The organism is Sphingobium sp. AP49 (assembly GCF_000281715.2).
Lineage (GTDB): Bacteria > Pseudomonadota > Alphaproteobacteria > Sphingomonadales > Sphingomonadaceae > Sphingobium.
Window position 1 is genome coordinate 1,289,705 of the sequence record NZ_CP124576.1, and the last position, 21,064, is coordinate 1,310,768.

The 21,064-nt window shown below is 65.5% G+C and carries 23 protein-coding genes; 9 read left to right on the forward strand and 14 right to left on the reverse strand.

The annotated features are described in order from the left end of the window. Positions 1-20 precede the first annotated feature (20 nt). Complete coding sequence (locus PMI04_RS06285; RefSeq protein ID WP_007709659.1) at positions 21-383, forward strand: DUF4214 domain-containing protein; 363 nt, start codon at positions 21-23, stop codon at positions 381-383. A gap of 10 nt (positions 384-393) precedes the next feature. Here the strand turns inward: PMI04_RS06285 and phoB are convergent, their stop codons facing one another. From phoB to PMI04_RS06320, 7 genes are all read right to left on the reverse strand, one after another. Continuing rightward, the gene (gene phoB / locus PMI04_RS06290) at positions 394-1,092 is read right to left on the reverse strand and encodes a phosphate regulon transcriptional regulator PhoB (protein ID WP_007709660.1); all 699 of its coding nucleotides are present in this window, start codon (positions 1,090-1,092) and stop codon (positions 394-396) included. A gap of 2 nt (positions 1,093-1,094) precedes the next feature. Further along, positions 1,095-1,793: a phosphate signaling complex protein PhoU gene (phoU, locus tag PMI04_RS06295; RefSeq protein ID WP_007709662.1), complete on the reverse strand. Its 699-nt coding sequence runs from the start codon at positions 1,791-1,793 to the stop codon at positions 1,095-1,097. Positions 1,794-1,810: 17 nt separating this feature from the next. Continuing rightward, positions 1,811-2,599 carry a phosphate ABC transporter ATP-binding protein PstB gene (gene pstB, locus PMI04_RS06300; RefSeq protein WP_007709664.1) on the reverse strand — a complete coding sequence of 263 codons (789 nt, stop codon included), beginning with the start codon at positions 2,597-2,599 and terminating at the stop codon, positions 1,811-1,813. An 8-nt stretch (positions 2,600-2,607) separates the two neighbouring features. After that, complete coding sequence (gene pstA, locus PMI04_RS06305) at positions 2,608-3,852, reverse strand: phosphate ABC transporter permease PstA (RefSeq protein ID WP_007709665.1); 1,245 nt, start codon at positions 3,850-3,852, stop codon at positions 2,608-2,610. After that, entirely contained in the window at positions 3,852-5,246 is a 1,395-nt protein-coding gene (gene pstC / locus PMI04_RS06310) for a phosphate ABC transporter permease subunit PstC (RefSeq protein ID WP_007709667.1), read from the reverse strand. Before pstC ends, pstA begins: the two co-directional genes overlap by 1 nt. Before the next feature lie 7 nt (positions 5,247-5,253). Beyond that, positions 5,254-6,309: a substrate-binding domain-containing protein gene (locus PMI04_RS06315; RefSeq protein ID WP_007709669.1), complete on the reverse strand. Its 1,056-nt coding sequence runs from the start codon at positions 6,307-6,309 to the stop codon at positions 5,254-5,256. A gap of 144 nt (positions 6,310-6,453) precedes the next feature. Continuing rightward, positions 6,454-7,707 carry an ATP-binding protein gene (locus tag PMI04_RS06320; protein WP_037486430.1) on the reverse strand — a complete coding sequence of 418 codons (1,254 nt, stop codon included), beginning with the start codon at positions 7,705-7,707 and terminating at the stop codon, positions 6,454-6,456. A gap of 99 nt (positions 7,708-7,806) precedes the next feature. On the opposite strand from PMI04_RS06320, the gene PMI04_RS06325 reads away from it, so the two are divergent. The 5 genes from PMI04_RS06325 (at position 7,807) to PMI04_RS06345 (ending at position 11,697) form a co-directional block, all read left to right on the forward strand. Continuing rightward, positions 7,807-8,247 carry a hypothetical protein gene (locus PMI04_RS06325; RefSeq protein ID WP_007709673.1) on the forward strand — a complete coding sequence of 147 codons (441 nt, stop codon included), beginning with the start codon at positions 7,807-7,809 and terminating at the stop codon, positions 8,245-8,247. Between the two features lie 78 nt (positions 8,248-8,325). Beyond that, on the forward strand, positions 8,326-9,501 hold the full coding sequence (locus PMI04_RS06330) for a glycosyltransferase (RefSeq protein WP_007709681.1): 1,176 nt from the start codon (positions 8,326-8,328) through the stop codon (positions 9,499-9,501). 104 nt (positions 9,502-9,605) lie between these two features. Next, positions 9,606-9,851, forward strand: coding sequence for an HPr-rel-A system PqqD family peptide chaperone (locus PMI04_RS06335; protein ID WP_007709683.1), 246 nt, complete (start codon positions 9,606-9,608; stop codon positions 9,849-9,851). Further along, a complete protein-coding gene (locus PMI04_RS06340) occupies positions 9,848-10,711 on the forward strand; it encodes an HprK-related kinase A (protein ID WP_007709686.1) in 864 nt (287 codons plus the stop codon). Before PMI04_RS06335 ends, PMI04_RS06340 begins: the two co-directional genes overlap by 4 nt. Then, on the forward strand, positions 10,708-11,697 hold the full coding sequence (locus PMI04_RS06345; protein WP_007709687.1) for a nucleotidyltransferase family protein: 990 nt from the start codon (positions 10,708-10,710) through the stop codon (positions 11,695-11,697). Before PMI04_RS06340 ends, PMI04_RS06345 begins: the two co-directional genes overlap by 4 nt. Position 11,698: 1 nt before the next feature. Here PMI04_RS06345 and PMI04_RS06350 read toward each other — a convergent pair whose 3' ends face one another. Next, complete coding sequence (locus PMI04_RS06350; RefSeq protein WP_007709689.1) at positions 11,699-12,292, reverse strand: TetR/AcrR family transcriptional regulator; 594 nt, start codon at positions 12,290-12,292, stop codon at positions 11,699-11,701. A gap of 72 nt (positions 12,293-12,364) precedes the next feature. On the opposite strand from PMI04_RS06350, the gene bdcA reads away from it, so the two are divergent. The 3 genes from bdcA (at position 12,365) to PMI04_RS06365 (ending at position 15,517) form a co-directional block, all read left to right on the forward strand. Continuing rightward, positions 12,365-13,078, forward strand: coding sequence for an SDR family oxidoreductase (gene bdcA, locus PMI04_RS06355; protein ID WP_007709691.1), 714 nt, complete (start codon positions 12,365-12,367; stop codon positions 13,076-13,078). Between the two features lie 173 nt (positions 13,079-13,251). Then, a complete protein-coding gene (gene chrA, locus PMI04_RS06360) occupies positions 13,252-14,442 on the forward strand; it encodes a chromate efflux transporter (protein ID WP_007709693.1) in 1,191 nt (396 codons plus the stop codon). 88 nt (positions 14,443-14,530) lie between these two features. After that, positions 14,531-15,517, forward strand: coding sequence for a phosphatase PAP2 family protein (locus PMI04_RS06365; RefSeq protein WP_007709695.1), 987 nt, complete (start codon positions 14,531-14,533; stop codon positions 15,515-15,517). On the opposite strand, the gene PMI04_RS06370 is transcribed toward PMI04_RS06365, so the two are convergent. The 6 genes from PMI04_RS06370 to PMI04_RS06395 all read right to left on the reverse strand — a co-directional run bounded on the left by PMI04_RS06370 (position 15,514) and on the right by PMI04_RS06395 (position 20,974). Further along, positions 15,514-16,893 carry an amidohydrolase gene (locus PMI04_RS06370; protein ID WP_007709697.1) on the reverse strand — a complete coding sequence of 460 codons (1,380 nt, stop codon included), beginning with the start codon at positions 16,891-16,893 and terminating at the stop codon, positions 15,514-15,516. The two genes, PMI04_RS06365 and PMI04_RS06370, sit on opposite strands and share 4 nt — an antisense overlap. 82 nt (positions 16,894-16,975) lie before the next feature. Beyond that, positions 16,976-17,272, reverse strand: coding sequence for a type II toxin-antitoxin system RelE/ParE family toxin (locus PMI04_RS06375; RefSeq protein WP_007709700.1), 297 nt, complete (start codon positions 17,270-17,272; stop codon positions 16,976-16,978). Beyond that, entirely contained in the window at positions 17,269-17,514 is a 246-nt protein-coding gene (locus tag PMI04_RS06380; protein WP_007709702.1) for a type II toxin-antitoxin system ParD family antitoxin, read from the reverse strand. Before PMI04_RS06380 ends, PMI04_RS06375 begins: the two co-directional genes overlap by 4 nt. Positions 17,515-17,582: 68 nt before the next feature. Next, positions 17,583-19,097, reverse strand: a complete 1,515-nt coding sequence (locus PMI04_RS06385) for a peptidase S10 (protein WP_007709704.1) — start codon at positions 19,095-19,097, stop codon at positions 17,583-17,585. A 96-nt stretch (positions 19,098-19,193) separates the two neighbouring features. Further along, complete coding sequence (locus tag PMI04_RS06390) at positions 19,194-20,111, reverse strand: LLM class F420-dependent oxidoreductase (RefSeq protein WP_007709707.1); 918 nt, start codon at positions 20,109-20,111, stop codon at positions 19,194-19,196. Beyond that, positions 20,108-20,974, reverse strand: a complete 867-nt coding sequence (locus PMI04_RS06395) for a glucose 1-dehydrogenase (protein ID WP_007709709.1) — start codon at positions 20,972-20,974, stop codon at positions 20,108-20,110. The genes PMI04_RS06390 and PMI04_RS06395 overlap by 4 nt, the downstream gene beginning before the upstream one ends. Positions 20,975-21,064 lie beyond the last annotated feature (90 nt).

A 21,064-nucleotide genomic window follows, 5' to 3' on the forward strand; every position in this document is an offset into this window, starting at 1 on the left:
CCGTTTTTAGGAGCGGGACTATGCCGAGTCGAACTATGGGCTTCGTGGCAAAAGAAGTCTTTCATCCGGCGCAATCGCTGCAGGCAATTACTGCGGTGGATGGCGATATATTCGTTCGCTGGGCGTATATCACCCTGCTGGGACGGCCTGCCGACGAGGCGGGGCTGGCATTCTACCTGCGCCGGATGCGCGAGGGAAAGACCAAGGTCAGCATACTCAAGCAGCTGCGGCGTTCACCGGAGGGGCGGGCCTTCGGTGCGCATCTGCCGGGCCTGGAAGGCGCCATTCGGCGCGCGATGCTGGAACGGGCGCCGTTGATCGGCCCGGTCTATCAGCGGCTCCGCGGTGGAGCGGAGCAGCCTCGCCAGATACTGCCCCGCTGATCCACCATTTTCAGGCTAGGCCGTCCGTGTCGAGCGCATAGCCGGCCGAGCGGACGGTGCGGATGATGTCATGGCGGCCATCGACATTGATCGCCTTGCGCAGGCGACGGATATGGACGTCCACGGTGCGCAGTTCGATGTCGCTGTCCTGGCCCCAGACGCTGTCGAGCAGGCGCTCGCGCGAGAAGACCCAGCCGGGATGTTCCAGAAAATGCTTGAGCAGGCGGAACTCGGTGGGGCCGAGCGGAATGACCTGGCCGCCGCGGCGCACCTTGTGGCCAACCGTATCCATCTCGACATCGGCAAAGGTCAGCGTCTCGCCGGCCAGCGCCGGGCGCACGCGACGCAGCACCGCGCCGACACGGGCGACCAACTCGCGCGGGGAGAAGGGCTTGGTGACATAGTCGTCAGCGCCGGTTTCGAGGCCACGCACGCGATCCTCTTCCTCGCCGCGCGCGGTCAGCATGATGATCGGCACATTGGCGGTGCCGTTCATGCGGCGCAGGCGGCGGCAGACCTCGATCCCGGACAGGCTTTCGACCATCCAGTCGAGCAGCACGATGTCGGGCGTGCTTTCCTGCGCCATCAGCAGCGCTTCCTCGCCATCGACGGTATGGGCGACCTCGAAATCCTCACGCTTGAAATGCCAGATGAGCAGCTCGGCCAGCGCCGCGTCATCCTCCACCAGCAGCATCTTCGCCCGGGCCATGCTCAGTTCTCCGTCTGCTGCTGGGTGCCGCCGCGTTCGCGTTCGGGCAGGGTCTGGCCCGTGGCGGCATAATAGACCATTTCCGCGACATTGGTCGCATGGTCGCCGATGCGTTCGATATTCTTGGCGATGAACAGCAGATGCGCGCATTCGCTGATGGTCTTGGGATTTTCGACCATATAGGTCACCAGCGTGCGGAACACGCTGTCATAGAAATCGTCGACGACCTGATCGCGCTCGACCACCGCCAGCGCGAGTTCAGCGTCGCGCGCGGCGAAGGCGTTTAGCACGTCATGCACCATCTCGCCCGCGACCTGGCCCATCGAGGGCAGCAGTGATACCGGCTCCAGCTTGTGCTGGTTGGCGGCGATCAGCGGCACGCGCTTGGCGATATTCTTGGCATAGTCACCGATCCGCTCGACCACACTGACGATCTTGAGCGCAGCGATCACATCGCGCAGGTCGTTGGCCATGGGCGCACGCAGGGCGATGATCTGCACCACCAGCTTTTCGACTTCCGCTTCGAGGGCATCGATGCGCTTGTCGTCGGCAACCACTTCGGCCGCCAGCGCCGTATCCTGGCGCTGCAGCGCCAGCATCGCATTCTCGATCGCCGCTTCCGCGCGCCCGCCCATTTCGGCGATCAGGCCGCGCAGCCGGTCGATTTCCTCGTCAAATGCCTTGATCGTATGTTCAGCCATGTTTCTTCTCCCCCCGATCAGCCGTAGCGACCGGTGATATAATCCTTGGTCCGCTCCTGGCGCGGGTTGGTGAAGATGTCGCTCGTCACGCCATATTCGACCAGTTCGCCCAGGTGGAAGAAGGCGGTGCGCTGCGACACGCGCGCGGCCTGCTGCATGTTGTGGGTCACGATGACGATGCCATAGCGACCGCGCAGTTCGTGGATCAGTTCCTCGATCTTGGCGGTGGCGATCGGGTCGAGCGCCGAGCAGGGCTCGTCCATCAGGATGACTTCGGGTTCGACCGCGATGGCGCGACCGATGCACAGACGCTGTTGCTGACCACCCGACAAAGCGGTGCCGCTGTCATTGAGGCGATCCTTGACCTCGTCCCACAGGCCGGCGCGCCGCAGCGACTTTTCGACGATCACGTCCATGTCCGCCTTGCCCGCGGCGAGGCCGTGGATGCGGGGGCCATAGGCGATATTCTCGTAGATCGACTTGGGGAAGGGGTTGGGCTTCTGGAACACCATGCCGACCCGCGCGCGCAGTTGCACCACGTCCATGGTCGGGGCGTAGATATCCTCGCCATCGAGCGTGATCTGCCCTTCGACCCGGGCCGAGGCGACGGTGTCGTTCATGCGGTTCAAGGTCCGCAGGAAGGTCGACTTGCCGCAGCCCGACGGGCCGATGAAGGCGGTGACATGGTCCATGTCGACGTCGATCGAGACGCCCTTGATCGCCTGTTTCTCGCCATAGAAGACCTTGACGTCACGCGCCGTCATCTTCGGATTGGCTATCGCCAGGCTTTGCTGTTCTTCGGTCATGGGTGTGATTACCACCGTTTTTCAAACTTGTTGCGCAGGTAGATGGCGAGGCCGTTCATCGCGAGCAGGAAGGCCAGCAGGACGATGATCGCGGCCGAGGTCTTTTCGACGAAGCCCTTGGAGACTTCATCCGACCAGAGGAAGATCTGCACCGGCAGCACGGTCGCCGGATCGGTCACGCCGCCGGGCGGCGTGGCGATGAAGGCGCGCATGCCGATCATCAGCAGCGGTGCCGTTTCGCCGAGCGCACGCGCCATGCCGATAATCGTGCCAGTGAGGATGCCGGGCAGGGCCAGCGGCAGCACATGCTGGAACACGACCTGGACCGGCGAGGCGCCGATGCCGAGCGCGGCGTCGCGGATGCTGGGCGGCACCGACTTGATCGCGTTGCGGCCGGCAATGACGATGACCGGCATGGTCATCAGCGCCAGGGTCATGCCGCCGACCAGTGCGGCCGAGCGTGGCAGGTTGAGAAGGTTGAGGAAGATCGACAGGCCGAGCAGGCCGAAGATGATCGAGGGTACCGCCGCGAGATTGTTGATCGACACCTCGATGATGTCGGTCCACCAGCTCTTGCGGGCATATTCCTCCAGATAGAGCGCCGTGGCGACGCCGATCGGGAAGCTGAGCAGCAGGGTCACCAGCATCGTCAGCAGCGAGCCCTTGAACGCCCCCCAGATGCCGACCTGGGTCGGATCGGTGCCGTCGCTGGCGGTCAAGAAACCCCAGTTGAGGCCGGTGGCGAGCAGGCCGGCCTGACGCAGGCGCGCGACTTGCGCCTCGGCCTCGGGCGCTCCCTTGCTCTTGGCGGCAAGGTCGATCGCGGTTGCGGCGGGGATGTCGATCGTCTCGGTACGGCTCAGGATATTGGGATCGGCCTTGATCGCGTCGCGGATGGCAATCCAGGCGCTGGGCGAGATCATCGCGTCGGCATCCTTGCCCAAGACCTTCTGCGCGACGGCGCTGGTTACCATCGGCAGATTGGCGTTGGCCAGCGCCTCGTCGGTGATGTTGGCCGGATCGAGCAGCAGCGGCGAGGCCGGGAAATCGACCTTCAGCGCGATTTCCGTGCGGGTGAAGCCGCGGATACCGTTGCCGACCATGGTGAAGAGCAGGAAGGCGAGGAAGGCGGCGCTGAGGGCGACGGCGAGCAGGCCCGCCAGCTTGAAGCGACGCTCGGCGGCATAGCGCCGGGCGATCCGCTTGCGCATGGCATCCGACTTCCAGTCGGTGGGGAGGCGTTCGGCGCTCATTATTCGTAAGCCTCGCGATATTTCTTCACGACCCGCAGGGCCACGATGTTGAGCAGCAGGGTGACGATGAACAGGACCAGGCCGAGAGCGAAGGCGGCGAGCGTCTTGGCGCTGTCAAACTCCTGGTCACCGGTCAGCAACTGGACGATCTGGGTCGTCACCGTGGTCACGCTGGCAAAGGGGTTGAGGGTGAGGTTGGCAGCCAGACCGGCGGCCATCACCACAATCATCGTCTCGCCGATGGCGCGGCTGACGGCGAGCAGCACGCCGCCGACGACGCCGGGCAGCGCGGCCGGGATCAGCACGCGGCTGATCGTCTCGCTCGTGGTGGCGCCCATCGCCAGGCTGCCGTCGCGCATCGACTGCGGCACGGCGGCGATGCTGTCATCGGCCATGGAGGAGACGAACGGAATGATCATCACGCCCATGACGAGACCGGCAGCCAGCGCGCTTTCCGAAGAGGCGCCATGGATGCCGATCATCACCGCAAAGTCGCGCAGGGCCGGCGCAATGGTGAGCGCGGCAAAATAGCCATAGACGACCGTGGGCACGCCTGCGAGCATCTCCAGCGTCGGCTTCATCCATTTGCGCACCGTGGGGCTGGCATATTGGGTGAGATAGATGGCGCTCATCAGGCCGAGCGGGATGGCGACGATCATGGCGATGATCGCGCCGATGAAGATCGTGCCCCAGAAGAGCGGTACCGCGCCGAACGCATCCTCATTGCCATAGCCCATGGCGGCCGACTGCGGGCTCCATTTGGTGCCGAACAGGAAGTCGATCGGGTTCACCATCGAGAAGAAGCGGAAGCTTTCCCACAAGAGCGAGGCGACGATGCCGAGCGTGGTAATGATCGCCAGCAGCGAGGCGATCAGCAGGGTCGCCATGACCAGCCGCTCGACCCGGGTGCGGGCGCGGAAGTCGGGGCGGACGCGGGTGAAGGCATAGGCGCCGCCGGCAAAGGCGAGCACCAGCGCCAGCACCGCGCCGGCAATGCCATAATGGCTGAGCGCGCTGCGATAGGGTTCGACCAGCGCATTGGCCGCCGGATTGAAGGCGCCGGCCTGCGCGCCGGTGGCGATCGCCCGTGCCTCGCCCAGGATGGCGGAGCGCGAGAAGCCGTCCATCGGCAGGCTCTGCGCCGCCGGATCGGCCAGCACCGACTGGGTGACGAGGCCGGGCGAGACATTGGCCCAGACCGCCAGGAAGATGCCGGCCGGGATCAGGGTCCACAGCGCGACATACCAGCCATGATAGCCGGGCAGGCTGTGTACCGCGTCGCGGCGACCGCTGGCGCGCGCCACGCCGGCAAGGCGCAGCGCACGGGCGCGGGCGCTGACCCAGGCGATCGCGCCCAGGCCCGCCAGCAGCAGGAGGATTGCAGGACCGGTCATGATGCCCTTACTTCAGCTGCGAACCGTCGAGGACGCTGAGCGACTTGACGACTTCCGCGCTCTTCTTGCGCACGTCCTCCGGCGCCGCGACCATGCCGCGCTTGGTCAGCGCGCCGTCGGGGTTCCAGTTGGCGGCGAAGGTGTCGAGGAAGCCCTGCAGGCCACGGATCGCCTGCATATGTGCCTTCTTCACATAGATGTAGAGCGGGCGGGCGCCGGGATATTGGCCGGTCGAGACGGTCTCGTAGCTGGCTTCGATGCCGTTGATCGGCACGTCCTTGAGCGTGTCCTTATTCTCTTCCAGGAAGCTGTAGCCGAAGACGCCGACGGCGTTCGGGTTGGCGCCGAGCTTCTGGACGATCAGATTGTCATTCTCGCCCGAGTCCACATATTTGCCGTCCTCGCGGATGCGGGTGCAGGTGGCCTTGAACTCGTCCTCGCTCTTCTTCTTGAGTTCTTCCATCGCCGGGTCGGTTTCGCAACCCTTGGTCAGGATCAGTTCGGCGAGCGAGTCGCGCGTGCCGCTGGTCGAGGGCGGGCCGAACACCGAGATGGCGATCGCGGGCAGGCTGGGGTCGACATCCTTCCAGGTCTGGGCCTTGTTCGGACCCTTGCCATAGGGATTGGCGGCCAGCGCCTCATAGACGATCTTGGGGGTTAGCTTGAGGCCGGGGCCTTGCTTGGATTCGGCGAAGGCCAGGCCGTCGACACCGACCTGGATCTCGATGATGTCCTTGACGCCATTGGCGGCGCACTGCTCGAACTCGGCCTTCTTCATGCGGCGCGAGGCATCGGCAATGTCGGGATGCTGGGCGCCGACGCCGGCGCAGAACAGCTTCATGCCGCCGCCGGTGCCGGTCGATTCGATGATCGGCGACTTCATGCCGGGATTGCCCTGAACGAACAGTTCGGCAACTGCGGTGGCGAAGGGATAGACGGTGGAGGAACCGACCGCGCGGATCTGGTCACGGGTTGCGCCAGCGCCGCCACCCGACTGGTCACCGCAGCCGGCAAGCGAAAGAGCGGCCACAGCGGTCGCGGCAAAAAGGGCGAATTGCTTCACGGGAACCTCCAACTAACAGGCCGCGATTCGCAATGTCGCGCCCCCTTGAGGAAGGCGCCTAGCCGCGGACCATCGCGCCTTTGTGACAGTCAGATTGCATTTTCATGACAAGAGGGGCGATGAAGGGCTTTGGCGGCGATTTTTTCAAGCCAAAGTCTTGGTCGCCGCCTCTTCACTGGGCGCTCGAGGCAGGAGAATGCTGACATTTGTCCCCTTGCCGAGAACCGAGGCAATATCCAACCGGCCGCGATGCCGCTCGACAATATGTTTGACGATAGCAAGGCCCAGGCCGGTCCCGCCCATCGCTCGACTGCGGCCCGAATCGACACGGTAGAAACGTTCGGTCAGGCGCGGCAGATGGTCAGGGCCAATGCCTTCGCCCTCGTCCGCGACGGACAGGCGTATCATCCCGCTAGGCCCATCGGCCAGGATGACGTGGATCGGCGTGCCGGGACGGCCATATTTGACGGAATTGCCGATCAGATTGTGTAATAGTTGTGATAATTGCGCGCGGTCGCCCTGAACGGGTGGCAGGTCCGGGACAATTTCCATTCCCACTTCGCGTCCCCGATCGCCATGACTGGAACGAAATACGCCGACGACTTCCGCCGTTAGTTCGGACAAATCGACGATCGCGTCGGGCAGGCGATATTTCTCCGCCTCGATTCGCGACAGCGAGATCAGATCATCGACCAGCCGTTGCATCCGTCGGGCCTCGCCATCCATGATTTTCAGGAAGCGCTGGCGGGTCTCGACATCCTTGCCCATTTCCGGATCGGCCAGGGTCTCGATGAAGCCCAATATGCCGGCCAGCGGCGTGCGCAGTTCATGGCTGGCATTGGCGACGAAATCGACGCGCATCCGTTCGGCGGCATAGGTGCCGCTATGATCGACCAGATGAACCAGGCGGCGCATGTCACCGACCGCGCCGACCGACGCGATGCGCATCTGCCAGCGCTGCTCGCGGGTGCCCAGGCCCACCAGTTCGATCATCACCGGTTCGGCCAAAGGGGCTATGCTGGCCAATCGTTCTGCGGCGGCCGGGTGTCGAATGGCGATGCGGGCATCATCCCCTTCGATATGGGTGCCCAGCAACCGCTTGGCCGCCTGGTTCGCGCGCACGATCCGGCCGCGCTCCACCAGCATCAGCGGATCGGAAATCGCCTCGAGAAGGCTGGGAAAATCGGGATGGACAAACAGATCGGGGGCATCGAGAGTGACCCGTGGGCTATCGGTCCGTGTTGCGGCCCCTTCCGCCGTGATGACGAGTACGATCAAGCCTGCCAGTACGGGCAGGGCGATGGTGATCGGCGAGCCGCCCAATATCAAGGCCCCGCCAGTGCCGAGCAGCAGCGTGGCGAGGGACGCGGTGATTTGCGAAATTGTCAGTCGATTCATGGTTACCGCGCTGGATTCTTCGCGCATTTGCTGCGATGGCTTCGATCAATAGCGCCCAATATTTACGCTTTGGCAAGCGCGATAGCGGATCATTGTGACATGAGCGAGCCCATCCCTGAACAGGACAGCGCGGAGGCCCATGCGGCAACCGATCAGTCGGCGACGCCCGCTTCGGCGGTGTCTTCACGACGCCAACTGTTGATGGGTGGCGCAGTCGCGGCATCGGCGATCGTTTCGATCCGGCCTGCACTGGCGAATACGGCCGCCTCGGTGCTGAATTGCACCATACCCGTTCCTGATCCCTCGCGGTCGGGCAATTATATCGCGCCCAATGGGCAGATGGTGCCGGCCGGCACGCCCGGTGCCTTTCCCGCTACGGGGCGCAGCTATACCGGCGAGCAGGTAAAGCAGGCGCTGCGTGGTCGGCCGCTGCCGGGGACGACCTATGAGCAGAACCAAGCCTATCTGAACTATATTCGCCGCCTCCAGTCGGGTACGAGCGGCTTCACATGCTACGCCTCGCTGCAGATGCCGCGCTGAGCGGAGAGAACTTTTACGGTTCCTTCGCGTTGACGTCGTCGAAGTTCCGACATTTCCGTCGGAAGCAAGGGCGACAATATGTATCAGGCACGCCAGGTGGCGGCGAATTCTCCTTTTACGGTCGTCTATCTCTACCAGCCCGGTGACGGTGGGTTGGACCGGGTTGCCATACAGCTTGCCAATCACCTTCACCGTAGCGGCCAGCGGGTCGAATTGTGGATGGCGCATCTGGAAGGGCCGCTGGCCGGGGCGATCGATCCGGCATTGACCGTGCGGCGCGTGCTCGCCCCGCGTTGGGTCCGACGTCTGTCTATGATTGCGCAGTTTCCCGCCTTTGCTGCCATGGTGCGACAATATCGGCCCGATGTCATCTATTCGGCCGGCAACCAGAGCAACATGCTGGTTGCTGCCGCTGCGCTGGGAACGCAGAGCCTCGCCGTCGGGCGGATTTCCAATCCGATCGTGCGGCCGGGGCAGCAGGGACTGTCTGCCTGGATTCGCCGGCTCCGCTTTCGCGCCATCGCGCGGGTATGCAGCATGACGATTGTCATGGGCGAGGCCGACCGGCAGTTGTTGGCGCAGCAAGGACCTCTGTCGGGGCGCAACGTGCGGTTGATGCCCCGACCGACGGTGACCCGTGCAATGGAGAAGGCATGCAGCGCAAGGGCGCCCGCGTGCCGTGCGGACCGTGCCGAATTGGTGATGGTCGGGCGCCTTGCTCCGCAAAAGGATCAGGCGACGGCGTTGAAGGCGCTGGCACAACTGCGCCATCGCGACTGGCGGTTGCGAATCGTCGGGCAAGGGCCGCTGCGCATGGCGCTGGAGCGGCAATGTGCTGCACTCGGTATCGCCGATCGGGTCGATTTCCTGGGCTTTGTCGATTGTCCCGTGCGCATGGCCGACCTGCTGGCGGAGGCGGATCTGCTGTTGCAGCCGTCCTGTTGGGAAGGGTTGGCTGGCACGATGATCGAGGCACTGGGCTGTGGCGCGGGCGTCGTCGCGACCGACTGTACGCGCAATATCCATCCGTTGCTGGCGGCCGCGGGTCAGCATCCGCCAGTGCCGGTCGGCCATGTCGATGCCTTTGCGCGCGCCATCGAATGGGCGTTGGCGCATCCAGCGCCGCCCGCGCTGCTGGCACAGGCGGTGCATGAACATGGTCTCGATCGGGCGCTCGATACCTATGTGCGGGCGCTGATGACGGTGGGCGCACGCGAATATCCGGTGACCGGCGCCTGGCACGCCTTTCCCTGATGCGTTAGGCACTTGGCTACGCCTTGCCGTTAGGACGGCAGGGCAGTCAGCAGGGGGGCGGAAGCGTGAGCGCAGAGCAGCTATATCGTCGCGAAGGAGCAGGGGTGATCATCGCCCGCGCCCTCGACGATATCGTCCTGCTCTATCATCGTCCGTCGGGCCAGACCCATATGGTGATCAGCCCGGTGCCCGAGATATTGGACGCCATGGTGGACGGCCTGCCGGCGAGCGCAACTATGCTGCGCGATCGGCTGGCACAGCTCTATGATCTGGGCGAGGGCGATGTGGTGGGCGAGATCGGCCAGCATCTCGCCTATCTCGACCGGATCGGGCTGGTGCGCCCGGCATGAGGCACAGCCTGACCCTGCGCATTGGCCCGGCGACCTTTCGCATCGGTTCTGCCTGGGCGCAGCCGATCGACCAGCTCGCGCACCTCTACGCCGATTATCCCGACGTCGATGGCGCGATCGCCGATTTCACCGTGCGGTTGCAGCCGACCAGCGCGATCCGGCGCTGGGTGCGGCCGTCCATCTTCATCACCGGCGATCATGGCCTGGCCGACGCGGCGCCGATGAGCCTGGCGCACGGGCTGCTGGCGGCGGAAATGGGGATGAACCTCCAGATGGCGCTGGGCTGGCGCCGGCATCTGCTGCTTCATGCGTCGAGCGTCGAGAAGAATGGACGGGTGCTGGTGATGACCGGCGAGTCCGGGTCGGGCAAATCGACGCTGGCGGCGCAACTGGGCGAGCGCGGCTGGCGGCTGATGGGTGACGAGTTTGCGCTGCTCGATCTCGATAGCGGGGCGATCCTGCCCTTTCCCCGGCTGGTGTCGCTCAAGAACAGGGCGATCGAGGTGATCGCGGGCGAGGTGCCGGCGGCACGGATGGGGCCGCTGCTAGGCGCGACGGCCAAGGGCGACATCCGCCATATGGTGCCGCGCGCCGATGCGGTGGCGCGAATGGGCGAGGGCGGGATGCCGGCACTGCTGCTGTTCCCGCGCTTCGGTTCCGGGCCGGCGGAACGGCCGGTGGGGCAGGGCGAGGTGTTCATGCGCCTGACCCAGGCATCGACCAATTATGTGGCGCTGGGCGAGCCGGCCTTTGCCGCGCTGACCCGCTTCGTCGCGCAGGTGCCGGCGCGGGCGATCGACTTCCCCTCGGGCGAGGCGGCGATCGCCATGGTCGATCGGCTGTGGAGCGAGATCGCATGAGTGCGGCGCTGCTGGTCGGGGCCTTGCACGATCCCGCGACGGTGGCGCGGCTGGATGCGGCCGGCTGGAACAGCCTGATCGCGATGGCGCGGGCGGAGCGGCTGATCGGCACGCTGGCCTTCTGGCTGGAGCGGCAGGCCGTGCCCGATGCGGTGCGGCCGATCCTGGCCGACGCGCGGGCCGATGCGGCGCGAGAGGCGCGGCAGGCGATCTGGGAGGCCGATCGGGCGCGCGCGGCGCTGGCGCCGATCGGGCTGCCGGTGATCCTGCTCAAGGGGACTGCCTATGCGGCAGCGGGCCTGCCGGCGGGCCAGGGGCGTTTCATCGGCGATCTCGACATATTGGTGCCGCGCGACCGGATCGATGCGGCGGCTGATGCGCTGATCGCGGCCGGCTGGGAATGGGTCAAGGAAGACCCCTATGACGACGCCTATTATCGGCAGTGGATGCATGAACTGCCGCCGATGATCCACACCGAGCGCGATCGGATGATCGACGTGCATCATACCGTGCTGCCGCTGACCGCGCGGCCGACGCCGGACGCGGCGGCGATGATGGCGGATGCTGTTCCGATAACTGGCGGGTTATACATGCTGTGCGCGGAGGACCGGGTCTGTCATGCGGTCGCGCATCTGCTGGCGGATGGCGACCTGCAGGGCGGCTTGCGCAACCTGTGGGATATTCACACGCTTCTGGCCGATGCCGATCCGGCGGCGCTGGAGGCACGGGCGGCGCTGCACGGCATCGCGCCCCATGTGCGGCAAGCGCAGCGGCTGACGGCGGCGATCTATGGCGCGGGCGGGCGGCTGACCTTGTGGGACCGGCTGGTGCGGGCGCGGTTGCTGGCGCGCAACGGCTGGGGGCAGGAAACGCGCAAGGCTCTGGTCTTCGCCTTCTTCGTGCGGTCCCACTGGCTGCGCATGCCGCCGCTGATGCTGGCGCGCCATCTGTTCACCAAATGGCGCAAGGGGCATCGGCCGCAATAGGTCAGGGTTGGGCCAGGGCTGCTTCCAGCGCGAGGCCGGCCATGTCGGCGGTGGCGAGCAGTCGCTCTATCGGCTTGCCGTCGCGGGCATCGGACGACAGGCCGGACATGACCGCCACCATATAATCGGCGACCGGCAGCGCCTGCTCGGGATGGTCGGGGGCCAGATAGTCCCGGACCCGGTCGACGCTCCTGTCCTTCCAGCTGCGGGCCTGTGCCGCGGCGGTCGTGTCCGCGCCGCGCGCGGCCTCCAGCACCATGCAGCCCGGCGTGGCCGGATCGGCGGCGTAGATGCGGGCGGCGGTGCACAGCAGTTCGGTAAGCGCGGCGGCCGGCGGCGTGCCGGTCACAAGGATATCGTCCACCGGCAAAGCATCGCGGGCATAGCGCGCCAGCACCCGGTCGAACAGGGCGGCCTTGTCACCGAAAGCGGCATAGAGGCTGGGCGGATTGATCCCCATCGCTTGCGCCAGCGCGGCGACGCCGACACCGTCATAGCCATGTTGATGAAACAGCGCTTGGGCCGCAGAAAGGGCGGCATCCTCGTCGAAGGAACGCGGGCGGCCCCGACTCTTGGCTTTTTCTTTAATGGTCATTACAAAAATCCTTGACGGGCGCGATTGGTTATTTATATAGCGATCATTACAAATTTAGCAAGGAATTGTGCCATGACCGATTTCACTGCCAAGAAAATCCTCGTCCTCGGCGGCAGCCGGGGTATCGGTGCCGCGATCGTGCGGCGCTTCGCCGGTGACGGCGCCGATGTCGCCTTCACCTATGCCGGGTCGCAGGACGCCGCCACGGCCCTTGCCGCCGATGTCGGCGCCCGTGCCATCCGCTCCGACGCGGCCGATCGCCAGGCGGTGATCGACGTGGTGGCAGGCGAGGGTGCGCTCGACGTGCTGGTCGTCAATGCCGGTACGCTGGTGCTGGGCGATCCGCTGACGCTGGACGCCGATGCGGTCGACCGGATGATCGATATCAATGTTCGTGCGCCCTATCATGCCGCGGTCGAAGCGGCGCGGCAGATGAATGATGGCGGCCGCATCATCGTCATCGGATCGGTCAATGCCGATCGCATGCCGTTCGAGGGCGGCGCGGCCTATGCCCTGACCAAGTCGGCGCTGCAGGGCATGGCCCGTGGCCTGGCCCGCGACTTCGGCGCGCGCGGCATCACCGTCAACATCATCCAGCCCGGCCCGACCAACACCGACATGAACCCGGCCGATGGCTCGATGAGCGCCACCATGCACGGCTTCATGGCGATCAAGCGCCATGCCACCGGCGAGGAAATTGCCGGGTTGGCGGCCTATCTGGCAGGCCCGGAAGCCGGCATCATCACCGGTGCCATGCACACGATCGACGGCGGCTTCGGCGCCTGATCCCCAGTGTGGAGTGGGGCGGCTGAAAGGCCGTCCCATCCTGTTGCGCCGCCTCTTTTCTTCGCGGCGCGCGATGCTATGATGAGGGCCAACGGGCCGTGCGGGCGCCCGTTCAGGCGATGATCGTCCAAGTTCCGCTCCATGCGCCGCGCCTGCGGCAGGAGCCGATGACGATGACGACACTGGACGATGGTCCCCCGCCGATCCGCCTTTTCCCGCTGTTCCTGAAATTCCTGCGTTTTGGCTGTTTTGCCTTTGGCGGGCCGGTCGCGCAGATCGCCATGCTGCGGCAGACCTTGGTCGAGGAGGAGCGTTGGCTGTCAGGGCCGCGCTTCAACCGGCTGCTGGCGGTAATGCAGATATTGCCGGGGCCGGAGGCCCATGAATTATGCGTCCATATGGGGATGATGGCGCGCGGCCGGATCGGCGGGCTGCTGGCGGGGCTGGGCTTCATGCTGCCCGGCCTGTTGCTGATGCTGGTCGCCGCCTGGCTCTATCGCGACTGGATCGCCGGTGCGGCCTGGGCGCTGCCGGTGCTGTTCGGCATCCAATTGGTGGTGCTGGCGATCATCGCGCGCGCGGTGCAGCGGATCGGCGGCCATGTGCTTGAGGACCGGTTGCTCTGGGCGCTGGCGATCGGCGCCTTTGCCGCGACGCTGCTCGGCACCCCCTTCTGGATTCCGCTGCTGGCGGCGGGGCTGGTCCATGCTTTTCGCGCGCGGCCCATATTGATCGGCATCGTGCTGCTCGTTGCGGCGGCGTTGGCGTGGGCGCTGCACCAAGGGGCGGTGACGGTCACGCCGACCCCGGTGATCAGAGGCGCTGCGCGGCCCGACATGCTGCTGCTGTTCATCGCCGGGCTGAAGGGCGGGCTGCTGACCTTTGGCGGTGCCTATACCGCCATTCCCTATGTGCGCGGCGATACGGTCGGGCGCGGCTGGCTGTCGGACGGGCTGTTCCTCGACGGGGTGGCGCTGGCCGGCATCTTGCCCGCGCCGCTGGTCATCTTCGCGACCTTTGCCGGTTATTTGGTGGGTGGTCTTGGTGGCGCGCTGGCGATCACGGCGGGCATGTTCCTGCCCGCCTTCGCCTTTTCCCTGATCTTCTACGAACGGCTGGAGGCGTCGGTCGAAAATCCGGCGTTTCATCATCTGCTGGCCGGGGTAGCGGCGGCGGTGGTCGGGGTGATCGCGGCGACCCTGGTGCAGCTTGGCTGGGCAGCGGCGATGCGCGCGGACCGACTCTGGGCGGCGGGTTTCATCGTCCTGTTCGGCGCGCTCTGTGCCTGGCGGATCAAGGGCCGGTGGAGTATGCCGGCGATCATCCTGTTGGGCGGCGGCGCGGGCTGGCTGTTGCAGCCCTGACCGGCATCGGGACGCAATGGTTCATCGCAGCTTAAGCGGGAGAGGTGAAAGGGCGGCATTTCCGCCCTTCTTCCCGGACCCGTGCGTCATGCCGTCGATCGAAACCTCCTGGCCTCTGGCCGAGCCTGCCATCCTGCAGCAGGCGCATTCGGTGCCGGTCGTCACGCGCTCGCTGGCGATCCGGCGGCATTTTCTGGCGGCGTTGGGCGTGAGCATGGTGCTGCTCGCCCTGCTGCTGGACATGGCGGACCTGCGCATCGATTTCTGGCAGCCGAGCAGCGTCGCCTATGGCGCGGCGGCGGCGCTGCTGCTGGCGTTGCGCTTCGGCTTGCCGCGCAGCGGCTGGCGCCATGCCGGGGCAGTGGCGCATTTCTCCACCTATGTCGGTCTGTTTGCGCTGATTTCGGTCATGGGGGCCGCAGCCAGCTATCCGGTCGCGGCGGTGACCCATGGCTATGCCGACGCTACATTGCAGCGGATCGATTTGGCATTGGGGTTCGACTGGCTCGCCTGGTACCGGCTGACGGCGGCGCACCAGGGGCTCCAGTTCCTGGAAACAGCCGCCTATCGCAGCATCTATGTGACGCCGGCTCTGCTGCTCTGGTGGATGGCACGGGCGGGCGAGCAGGAACGGGCCTGGCGCTTCATCGCGACCTTCTGGCTGGCGGCGGTCCTCACCCTGTTGCTGTTCAGCCTGATGCCGGCGGTCGGCCCCTTCTCCTATCTGTGGCATGCGCCGATCCATTACATGCCTGAAAGCGAACTGTGGCAGCAGGGGCTGATCCCGGCGCTGCGGGTGCATGCCGTCCATGCCATCGACCTGGGGCAGTTGCGCGGCATCGTGTCGGCGCCCAGCTTCCATACGGCGGCGGCGGTGCTCTATATCGCGGCGGGCTGGCGGATCGCGGCGCTGCGTTGGCCGGTCGTCGTGCTCAATGGCGCGATGCTGCTGTCGACCCCGGTGGAGGGCACCCATTATCTGATCGACATGATCCTGGGCCTTGGCGTGGCGCTGACCGCGCTGGCGCTGATGGACATCCATCGGCGCCACTACGTGGTCAGCGACCAGGCTTAGTCCTTCTTGAGGATATCCATGGCGAGGACGGTCATCGCCTCGCTGGCGGTGGCGATCACCTTGTCGGCCTCCGGCGCCCAGAACGGACTATGGAGCGAGGGCAGGCTGATTTGGCCAGCATCGGCCGCCGCCATCTTGTCCGCCGGCACGCCGCCGACCCAGAAGATGAAGCTGTTGATCGACTTGTCGGCACGGTAGAAGCGGCCGAAATCCTCGCCGCCCATCACCGCCGGGGTCTTCACCACGCGGCCGGGCTGGAAATGCGCCTTCAACAGCGTGCCCATCTGCTCGGCAAATTCGGGCGGGTTGTAGGTGGACGGGGTGAACTCGTCCTTCACGCTGACCACCGGCATCTTGTCATCAGGCACACCGGCGGCAATCGCCTCGCCCTTGGCGATTCGCTCGATCCCCTTGATCAGCTTCGCGCGGGTCTCGTCCGAATAGCTGCGTACGGTCAGCAGCAAGGTCGCCTGGTCGGGGATGATGTTGTGCTTGGCGCCCGCCTGAAAGCTGCCGACGGTGACCACGGCGGGATCCTGCGGATCCTGTTCCCGGCTGACCAGCGTCTGGAGTGAGGTGACGATGCGCGCGCCCAGCACGATCGGGTCTTTGGTCATCTGCGGATAGGCACCATGGCCGCCCAGCCCCTTCACGATGATGTCGACGCTGTCGACATTGGCGAGCGCATAGCCCGGCGTATAGCCGACCACGCCGGCCTGGAGATTGGCCGCGTCGTGGAAGGCGATGGCATGGGTCGGGCGGGGGAAGCGGGTGTAGAGCCCGTCCTCCAGCATGTCGCGCGCGCCCTTGCCCACTTCCTCGGCCGGCTGGAGGATCATCACCAGCGTGCCCTTCCACTTGTCCTTTTGGCTGGAGAGCAGCTTGGCGGTCTCGATGAAGGCGGTCATGTGGGTGTCATGGCCACAGGCGTGCATCACGCCGGTCTCGACCCCCTCGGGCGTCTTGGTGCGGACCTTGGACGCGAAGTCGAGGCCGGTCTGCTCCACCACTGGCAGGCCATCCATGTCCGCGCGGATGAGGAGGACTGGCCCCGAACCATTCTTCATCACCGCGACGACGCCGGTGCCACCGACCTTCTCGGTCACGTCGAACTTCATCGCTTTCAGGCGCTTGGCCAGCTTGGCGGCGGTGTTCACCTCCTGCAGCGAAAGCTCGGGGTTGGCGTGCAGGTCGCGATAGAGGGTCATCAGTCCCTCCATGTCCTTGGCGATCAGGCCGGGCAGTTCGCTCTGTGGCGTGGGGGTAGGCTGGACCATGGACGGCTGGACCGGCGGCGGCGTAGCGGCCGGTGTTTGGGCGGCGGCGATGGACGAAAAGCTGACAGCGGCCAGAAAGGCCGTGAGCGCGTGGCGCATATGATTGAATCTCCCTTGCTGGGCAGGAGCATAAGGGGATTTTACGGGCGTTAAAGGGGATTGTTATGGCTTTGCCCGGAACTTAGTCCGGGTCGAGCAGGGGGAGATAATCGCTGGCGCCATGGCGGAGATGCAGCACAATGACGCGATTAGCTTCGACCCGGTAGAAGATCAGATAGCGGCCATGGACGCGCCGCCTTATGCCCAGATCGGCATAGCGCTCGACCAATGGGAAGGCGTCGGGGAAGGGGGCGAGGTCAAGGCATTTATCGCGCAGTTCGCGCAGGAAAGTCAGGGCGCGGGGCGGATTATCCCGTGCGATATGATCGGCAATCGCCACCAGGTCACATTCCGCCTCCGCGGTCAGTTCGACCTTCATGGAACGGCGCGGTATTTCGCCTCAAGGCGCTCGAACACCGAAGCGGCGTCGCTGGTGCGGCCGGCATCCGCATCGGCCAGTCCCCGGCCGATCGAGGCATCCAGCGCGGCGAGCTTCGTCTCGCGTTCCTGGATCAGGCGCACGCCTTCACGCAATACCTCGCTCTTGCTATTGTATCGGCCGGTTTCGACCAGGCCGGCCACGAAGGCTTCCAGTTGCCTGCCCAGATCCGCGCTGATCATCCGATATCCTTTCGGAGTGACAGTTTAGGCGATTTATCAACTGTTATCAATCGTGGCCGGCACTGTGGTCAGCGGGCGTTGATGAACGCCCGGATATCCGCGCTCAGCTTGCGCAGGTCGTCGGGGCGGACATACATCATGTGGCCGGCATCATAATAATGATACTGGATCCGCGAGGCGTCGAAGCCAGTGCGGCTCATGGCATATTCGGCGCCGAAGAAGGGCGTGGCGAAATCATACCAGCCCTGGCCGACGAACACTTTGAGGCCACTATTCTCGCGCAGCGCCTTGCTCAGATAAGGGGCGACGCTGGCATAGACTTCGCTGTCGCGGCCGCGCTGGCCCTGCAGCTTCCAGTCCCAGCCGCTGACCCCGCCGATCGTCACATATTGGCGCTCGGTCTTGTACTTCAGCTCATCGCGGGCATAGCTGTTCATCGCGGCGGTATAGGCGCCGTCGATCGCGTAGAAGCTGGGATCATTGTCCGGCTCCTCGCCTGCCGCATCATAATCCTTGCCGGTATAGCGGGTGTCGAGGCGGCCGATGCTCACGCCGCGATCGCGCAGCAACTCCTTGTAGAAGCGGCCGGGCGAGATGCGCAGTTCGGCATGGTCGACAAATTGCTCCGACAGGCCGGTGAGGCGGGCCAGTTCGGTGCGGACGCTGGCGCGTTCCTGGTCCGATAACTGGTTGCCCTTCAGCAGCGCGGCGGCATAGGGGCCGATCGCGAAGGTGCGCGCCTGCTGCGCGGCTTCGGCCACGGTGGCGGGCGGATTGCCCATCTTCTTGTGATACCAGGCGGTCGTCGCCATCGAGGGCAGGTTGAGGATATAGGGCATTTCATTGCCCTGCACCTCGGCCGAGGCGCCGAAGTCGAGGATCGACGAGATCAGGATGATGCCGTTGACCGCGACGTCGTTATAGCTGCCCTCCAGTTCGTTGATCAGCGCGACCGAACGGGTGGTGCCATAGCTTTCGCCGCCGATGAACTTGGGCGAGGACCAGCGGCCATTTTCGCCGAGCCACAGGCGGATATAGTCGGCGATCGACTTGGCGTCGGCCGACACGCCCCAATAATCCTTGGGATCCTTCTTGCCGATGGCGTGGGAGAAGCCGGTGCCGACCGGATCGATGAAGACGAGGTCGGTGACGTCGAGCAGCGATTCGGCATTGTCGACCAGCGGATAGGGCGGGGCGCCGTCATCCTGCGCATCGGGAAGTACGACGCGCTTGGGGCCGAAGGCGCCCATGTGGAGCCAGAGCGAGCCCGAGCCGGGGCCGCCATTATAGAGGAAGGTGATCGGACGGTTCTTGTCGCCGCCATCCTTGACATAGGAAGTGGCGTAGATCGCCGCGAGCGGCTTGCCATCCTTGTCCTTGAGATAGGTTTCGCCGGTGGTCGCGGTGTAGCTGATCGCCTTGCCGCCGAACACGCCCTTATGATGGGTGACCGAGACATTGGGGGCGGGCACGCCAGCTTCGGCGGCCGGCGCCTCGTCCTTCTTCTTCCCCTCGTCCTGGGCCTGGACGGCCATGGGCGTGATGGCCAGCGCGAGCGCGGCCAGCGAAATCGTCAAACGCATGTGGATGCTTCCCCTTTCTTTTGTGGCGCATGCGCTAGCCGAGAGCAGGCGGCGCGGAAAGAGGGGCAAGCGCGTTGATGGGGGTGGGAGCGATGATTAGCCCAGCTTTGCGATCACCTCTTCGCCGATGCGGGCGGCATTGTCGCACCATTCGGAACGGCTGTTGCCCTTGACCGTGACACCGCAGGCGGTGACGCCGATTTGCGCATAGGTACCGATGCGGTCGACGATCTGCTGGTTGGACAAATCCTCGCCCGGCTTGTTGACGCCGCCCAGAATCACGTCGGGCAGGTCGGTGCGGCCGACCTGGGCGGCATAGTCACGCATATAGGCGATGCCGGCCTGAAGATCGGCCTCATTCTCCATCGCGGCGGTGCGGGTGGTGGCGCTGTTGACCCCGCCGCCGGCGGTGAAGAAGGGGTTCCAGCCATCAGCGAGATCGACCACGCGGCGGATCGCGCGCTTGGCATTGCCGCCGACATAGAGGGGCAGGCCGGGCTTTTGCGGCGATCCGGGGATGATGCGGTTGCCGAAGGCCTGATAGCCGCTGCCCTCGAAGGTGAATTCTTCGCCGCTGGTGGCGGCGCGGATGGCGCGCAGATATTCGTCCATCAATTCGTTGCGTTGCTCGAAATCGACACCGAGCGCGCGATATTCGCCCTTGAGATAGCCCGCGCCAACGCTGAGCGTCACCCGGCCGCCGGCGAAGGCATCGAGCGTGGTGATGTCGCGCGCGACGATGAAGGGATTGCGATAGGGCAGGACGAGGATGCCGGTCTGGAGCCGCAGGGTCGTGGTGTGGGCGGCGAGCAGGGCGAGCATGACGAAGGGCGACTGGGCATGATGGCCACCGGCGTCGAGCCAGCGACCGGTCGGCACCGGATGGTCGGTGACGAGGCCGGCGTGGAAGCCGGCCTGCTCCACCGTGCGGCCGATTTCCGCCACGGCCTCCATCGTGCCGAACTCGTCGGGCAGGTCGGCATGGTCGAAGGGCAGGGGGACGTTGATCTTCATGCGTCGGATACTCCATGCGGTTCGACCAGCACCCATTGGCCGGCGGCGTTGCGGACCCAGCCGGACGAAGCCCAACTGCCGCCGTCGACCGGCAATATGGTCCCGGTGATGTAGCTGCTCATCGGCGAGGCGAGGAACAGGGCGGCCTGGCCGCATTCGCTGTCGATGCCGGGCCGTCGCAGCGGGATGCGGCGGGCGGTCGCATCGGTCATGGCCGGCGGCACGGCGAACCATGTCGCTTCATCCACCGGGCCGGGGGGATTGCCGCGCGTGCCTGGCGTGGTGGTGAAATCGGGCGCGATCGCGTTCACGCGGATGCCATGATCGGCTAGTTCCAGCGCCATGCTACGGGTGAAGTTGTTCATCCCCGCCTTGCATGCGGCATAGACGGCATAACCCGGCGCAGCGCGCGATCCTTCGATGCTGGAAACGTTGATGATGGCGCCGCCGCGCCCGCCTGCAATGATGTGCGGCACGGCGGCCGAGGTGGCGGCGAGCATCGAGACGAGGTTGAGGTCGATATGGCGGCGCCAGCTATTGGCGCTCTGGTCGAGGAACGGCTTGCGGCTGACGCCACCGACATTGTTGACCAGGATGTCGATCCGGCCGAAGCGGGCCTGGGCGGTGTCTACCATCGCGGCGACCTGGTCGGGCTGGGCCATGTCGGTGGGGATGGGAAGGCAGGTGCGGCCGCGTTCAGCGATACGCGCCGCCACTTCTGTGCCGCGTTCGGGGATGATGTCGGCGATGACGATGTCGGCGCCGGCCTCCGCAAGGGCGAGCGCGATGGCGCGGCCGAGGCCCGCGCCGCCGCCGGTGACGATGGCGACCTGATCGGTGATGCGGCACTGGTCTGGCGCCATGGCGCGATCCTCTTCCCCTTTTGACCGTCAGTTCGCGGCCAAGGCGGAAGAGGAGTCAATTGCACGCCCGGTCATATCGACCGGGCGATG

Coding starts and splice junctions, on each gene's coding strand:
- PMI04_RS06380 (WP_007709702.1), bottom strand. CDS start 17,514: ATGATCAGCGCGGATCTGGGCAGGCAACTGGAAGCCTTCGTGGCCGGC.
- phoU (WP_007709662.1), bottom strand. CDS start 1,793: ATGGCTGAACATACGATCAAGGCATTTGACGAGGAAATCGACCGGCTG.
- PMI04_RS06370 (WP_007709697.1), bottom strand. CDS start 16,893: ATGCGCCACGCGCTCACGGCCTTTCTGGCCGCTGTCAGCTTTTCGTCC.
- phoB (WP_007709660.1), bottom strand. CDS start 1,092: ATGGCCCGGGCGAAGATGCTGCTGGTGGAGGATGACGCGGCGCTGGCC.
- PMI04_RS06365 (WP_007709695.1), top strand. CDS start 14,531: ATGCCGTCGATCGAAACCTCCTGGCCTCTGGCCGAGCCTGCCATCCTG.
- PMI04_RS06390 (WP_007709707.1), bottom strand. CDS start 20,111: ATGAAGATCAACGTCCCCCTGCCCTTCGACCATGCCGACCTGCCCGAC.
- pstC (WP_007709667.1), bottom strand. CDS start 5,246: ATGACCGGTCCTGCAATCCTCCTGCTGCTGGCGGGCCTGGGCGCGATC.
- pstA (WP_007709665.1), bottom strand. CDS start 3,852: ATGAGCGCCGAACGCCTCCCCACCGACTGGAAGTCGGATGCCATGCGC.
- PMI04_RS06350 (WP_007709689.1), bottom strand. CDS start 12,292: ATGACCATTAAAGAAAAAGCCAAGAGTCGGGGCCGCCCGCGTTCCTTC.
- PMI04_RS06320 (WP_037486430.1), bottom strand. CDS start 7,707: ATGAATCGACTGACAATTTCGCAAATCACCGCGTCCCTCGCCACGCTG.
- pstB (WP_007709664.1), bottom strand. CDS start 2,599: ATGACCGAAGAACAGCAAAGCCTGGCGATAGCCAATCCGAAGATGACG.
- PMI04_RS06385 (WP_007709704.1), bottom strand. CDS start 19,097: ATGCGTTTGACGATTTCGCTGGCCGCGCTCGCGCTGGCCATCACGCCC.
- bdcA (WP_007709691.1), top strand. CDS start 12,365: ATGACCGATTTCACTGCCAAGAAAATCCTCGTCCTCGGCGGCAGCCGG.
- PMI04_RS06285 (WP_007709659.1), top strand. CDS start 21: ATGCCGAGTCGAACTATGGGCTTCGTGGCAAAAGAAGTCTTTCATCCG.
- PMI04_RS06330 (WP_007709681.1), top strand. CDS start 8,326: ATGTATCAGGCACGCCAGGTGGCGGCGAATTCTCCTTTTACGGTCGTC.
- PMI04_RS06395 (WP_007709709.1), bottom strand. CDS start 20,974: ATGGCGCCAGACCAGTGCCGCATCACCGATCAGGTCGCCATCGTCACC.
- PMI04_RS06375 (WP_007709700.1), bottom strand. CDS start 17,272: ATGAAGGTCGAACTGACCGCGGAGGCGGAATGTGACCTGGTGGCGATT.
- chrA (WP_007709693.1), top strand. CDS start 13,252: ATGACGACACTGGACGATGGTCCCCCGCCGATCCGCCTTTTCCCGCTG.
- PMI04_RS06340 (WP_007709686.1), top strand. CDS start 9,848: ATGAGGCACAGCCTGACCCTGCGCATTGGCCCGGCGACCTTTCGCATC.
- PMI04_RS06325 (WP_007709673.1), top strand. CDS start 7,807: ATGAGCGAGCCCATCCCTGAACAGGACAGCGCGGAGGCCCATGCGGCA.
- PMI04_RS06345 (WP_007709687.1), top strand. CDS start 10,708: ATGAGTGCGGCGCTGCTGGTCGGGGCCTTGCACGATCCCGCGACGGTG.